The organism is Streptomyces sp. NPDC093586 (genome assembly GCF_044764905.1).
Classification (GTDB): Bacteria; Actinomycetota; Actinomycetes; order Streptomycetales; family Streptomycetaceae; genus Streptomyces.
On record NZ_JBIWJA010000086.1, the window covers coordinates 1 to 4,132 of the forward strand.

The following is a 4,132-nucleotide window of genomic DNA, read 5'->3' on the forward strand; positions in this document are numbered from 1 at the left end:
GAGTTCTTGATTCCGCCGCCCGGACCAGAGGGCTCGTACGTCAGCTCCAGGCTCTCGGCCACGAGGTGACTCTCACCGCGAAAACCGCATAGGTAGAACGTCCAACGCCTCCGGCCTCGGGAGGAAGACCGCGGTGGAGGGTATTTTCGGGTTAGATCACGTGCTTCCAGCCGCTGCTGGACACCGTCGCCGACCTGGCCGGCACCGTGGTCACCAGCGACGCCATGCACACCCAGCGCGAACACGCCGAGTACCTCCTCGGCCGCGCCGCCCACTACATCGTGATCGTCAAGGGCAACCAGAAGAAGCTTCGCGGGCAGCTCAAGTCCCTTCCCTGGAAAGACATCCCGCTTCAAGGCCGCACCAAGGGTGCCGGCCACGGCCGGTCGGAGATCCGCCGGATCAAGGTCGCCACCGTGAACAACCTCCTCTTCCCCGGAGCCCGTCAGGCCATCCAGATCAAGCGGCGACGCACCGACCGCAAGACCGGCAAGACCGCAGTCAAGACGGTCTACGCCGTCACCAGCCTGACCGCCGAGCAGGCCACCCCATCCCAGCTCGCCCGACTCGTCTGCGACCACTGGAAGATCGAGACCCTGCACCACGTCCGCGACACCACCTTCGCCGAGGACGCCTCCCAGCTGCGGACCGGCAACGCGCCCCGCGCCATGGCCACCTGGCGCAACCTCGCCATCGGAGCCCTCCGGGTCGCCGGAGCGAAGAACATCGCGGCCAGCCTCCGCCACAACGCTCGCGACCCCCGTCGCCCGCTCAGACTCCTCGGCCTCAAGTGATCACAAACAGGGCGTCACGCGACTACGCCGAAGCCCCTGCCGACCGTGAGGGCACGGTAAAGAATGCGTGAGCAACGGGCAACCGCCGAACGGAAATGCCCCTCTGAACTGAGGCAACACCAGCGGATGACCTGATGTACCACCAGCAAAACGGAGACAACGAAAGGAGGTTCACGACAACACCCGAGGAGTCTTGACTCACCACCGCCCCAACGCCCTGCTTCGCCGAGCGCGCGGCGGGCCACGAGAGTGACCTGCGCAGACCACAAGTGCCGAATGACCAGAAAGAACTTGATGCATCACCGAATACCAGCGCACGTTCGTCTTGCTGCGCTCGGCGCGGCCGCGGCGATCCTGCTTGCCTCGCCCGGCGTGGCATCGGCCGCGCCGACTCCGGCCGCACCGACCGCAACGCCGTCCGGCTCCTCTGGGACTCCGGGCACCGGGGACGACGCCTCCCCCGTGCCCTCAGGTACCCCGTCCACGGCCCGGCCGACGGATGAGACGAAGGAGGAACCCACTGTTCCGGCAACCCCTTCTCCTAGTCCCGAGGCGGACACGCCGAAGCCGGAGGACCCCGCGACGGCGATGCCGGAGGGCTCCCCCACGCCCAAGGAACCCGCAACGCCGGATGACTGGCTGCAAGCAACACCCGAAGAGATCGCGGAGGCGAAGAGGGCGGAGGCATACTGGACGCCGGAGCGCATCGCGGATGCGGTGCCCGCCAATCCGGAAAAGGGTGTTGAGAGTTCGCCGACGCTGCGCGACCTCATGAGGTCTCCCTCGCACGTCGACAACAACGGTGTGGCCACTGCGGGTGTCTTCCTGATCAGCCAGGACGACGACCCGCAGTCGGATCCGGGCAAGCGCGACCAGTTCTGTTCCGCCTCGTCGGTGGCCTCGCCCACCAAGTCACTGGTGCTCAGTGCCGCGCACTGCCTCAATGACAACGACCGGTTCCGCAATCTCGCTTTCGCCCCGGGATGGAAGGTCGACCCGAACAACAAGGCCCAAGGCATCGCACCGTACGGAATCTTCCCGATCAAGAAGGGAAAGATCTGGATCGACGGGCGCTATCTGTCCCAGGGCACGGTGAAGGCGGACGACCTCGACTTCGCATTCCTGAAGACCGGCCCGAACTCCAAGGGCCAGTTCCTGGAGAATGCTACGGGGATGGGTAACCAACTCACCACGCTGCCTGCCTCCGGGAACCTGAACCAGAAGAGCGTGTCCCTGATCGGCTTTCCGGGAGGGGCCAAGTCGCCGCTCGTTTGCCCCTCGACCACCACCAAAGAGTTCGAGGGCCGCTTCCTGGAGATAGCCTGCGACGGGTTTGCCCCCGGTGTCTCCGGCGGTCCGTTCCTGCGGAACTTCGATGGCAAACGGGGAGATGTCATCGGTGTGATCGGCGGATACAAAACGGGCGGAAAGTTCGACAACGTCTCCTATTCCTCCCAGTTCGACGCCGACGTGGTGCGCCTGTATAACCAGGCGGTCAACGACTACGCACCGGACCAGCCGACCGGGATCGACGGCATGGGCGACGCCAACCTCTGGACACATGCCGAAGCCGCCGCCACCGGCCAGTTCCACACGTCCTCGCAGAAGACGAAGGACGGCGACCTGATCGTCAAGTGGTCCGATGGAGAGGTCACGCTGTACCCGGGCGACCAGTCACAGGGCTTCTACACCGGCTGCACTGCCGGCCAGCCCTGCGAGACCCAACTGGCGAAGCCCAACAAGCTGTGGGCGGACCACGCCGAGGTCATCACCGCGGGCGACTACACCGGCTCCGACGCCTTCGACCTGATGGTCAAGTGGAGCGACGGCGAAGTCACGATCTACAAGGACATCGATGAGAGGACGAAACTGCCGACCGCAGCCGATCAGCACCCGGCGAACGAGACCAAGATCGCCGCTGCCGGTTCGGCATGGAAGTACGCCAAGGGTCTGGCGACCGGCAAGTTCGGCGGCAACAAGTGGCCCGACGACGTGGTCGTGCGCTGGGTCGACGGCGAGGTGACGAAGTACACCAACGTCGACGGCACGGGCTTCCACGTCGAGCAGCAGCTCCAGGTCCCCAACGCCCTGTGGAAGAACCATGCCACGATCATCGCGGGCGGCGATTTCGACGGGACCACCAACTCCGACTTCGACCTGCTCGTCCGCTGGTCCGACGGTGAACTCACCGTGTACGAGGACCTCGGCGCCAACAGCTTGAAGAGAGAGCGGAAGCTCAAGCCCGCGAACCAGCTGTGGACCCACTCCCGCATCCTTGTGCCCGGCGAATTCGGCGGCAATCTGTGGGAGGACGACCTCTTCGTCCGCTGGTCCGACGGAGAGGTGACGGTCTACGGAAACACCCAGGCCGACGCACTGGGCCGGGAGTACCAGCTCGTGCCCCCGCCCGCCAAGGGCTCGGCGTTCCGTCGCGGGCAGCCAAGCGGTCGCCTTGCCGGAGAGGAGACAGCCGCCGAGGAGTCCTGCGACTCGGTGTGCGGCCCCGGTCTGCTCCGGCGGATCTCCGCAGACAAGTGAGCAACAACCCGCGTTGAGCCGGCGGCGGGGCGACAGCCCCGCCGCCGGCCCCGAACCTACGGTGGATACATGCGTATACGTCACTTCCTGCCGATCTGCGTCGCGGCGATCGGTCTGCTCACCGGCTGTTCCAAAGCGAGCGAGGAGCCGAGCGGTGCGACGGACCGGTCGTCGGCTCCAGCCGTCCAGCAGAGCGATCCGGCGGGTGACGGCAGCCGGGCCTGGGAGCCGGACGACGCGATGCGGCGGGCGGAGCATGCTCTGAAGGCGGCGTCGGACAGCGACGCGCGTCCGGAACTCGTCGACACCGCGAGCGCGTTTGTCGCGAGCGGCATGGACAAGAAGCACACCGCGCACGGCGACCGGCCGTACCTCCTCAGCATCACCTGTGACACGGACGGGATCGGGGAACTCACCCTCACCCTGTCGCGGGGCGATCAGGAGCAGGCGTACGGGATCGAGTGCGGGGACCGGGAAGCTGACCAGTTCAATATCCCTGCAGGTGAGCCGTTCACCGCACAGGTCGACCCGGTCAAGAACGGCACCGGCCTGATCCTGTGGCGCCTGGACACCATCGCCCGGGATGCGGTGGAGGGTTGTGACGACGACATCGATGGCTGTGACAGCTGAGCGGTGGACATTGTTCGAGCAACGGTGGCGGAGCCACCTGGGTTCTGCGCGGCCATGATCCGTACCCACGCGGCGTGCCGGGCACGCGCGGTCCAGTCTCGCCGCCCGAAGCGCCCAAGGGGTCTCCGGTGCCCGACACTGCCGCGGGCCATTGGGCGTAAGGGGTCCTT

General features: G+C 66.4%; 3 protein-coding genes. All 3 read left to right on the forward strand.

The genetic code is table 11. From position 1 onward, the window contains the following. Window positions 1-155 precede the first annotated feature (155 nt). Window positions 156-794, forward strand: coding sequence for an ISAs1 family transposase (locus tag ACIRFH_RS36410; protein ID WP_403530837.1), 639 nt, complete (start codon window positions 156-158; stop codon window positions 792-794). A gap of 276 nt (window positions 795-1,070) precedes the next feature. Then, entirely contained in the window at window positions 1,071-3,332 is a 2,262-nt protein-coding gene (locus ACIRFH_RS36415; protein ID WP_403530831.1) for a hypothetical protein, read from the forward strand. A gap of 69 nt (window positions 3,333-3,401) precedes the next feature. Next, the gene (locus ACIRFH_RS36420) at window positions 3,402-3,962 is read left to right on the forward strand and encodes a hypothetical protein (protein ID WP_403530834.1); all 561 of its coding nucleotides are present in this window, start codon (window positions 3,402-3,404) and stop codon (window positions 3,960-3,962) included. The last annotated feature ends 170 nt before the right edge of the window (window positions 3,963-4,132 follow it).

Bases quoted from the DNA above. Each gene is read 5' to 3' on its own strand.
- ACIRFH_RS36415 (WP_403530831.1), top strand. From the start codon at position 1,071: ATGACCAGAAAGAACTTGATGCATCACCGAATACCAGCGCACGTTCGT.
- ACIRFH_RS36420 (WP_403530834.1), top strand. From the start codon at position 3,402: ATGCGTATACGTCACTTCCTGCCGATCTGCGTCGCGGCGATCGGTCTG.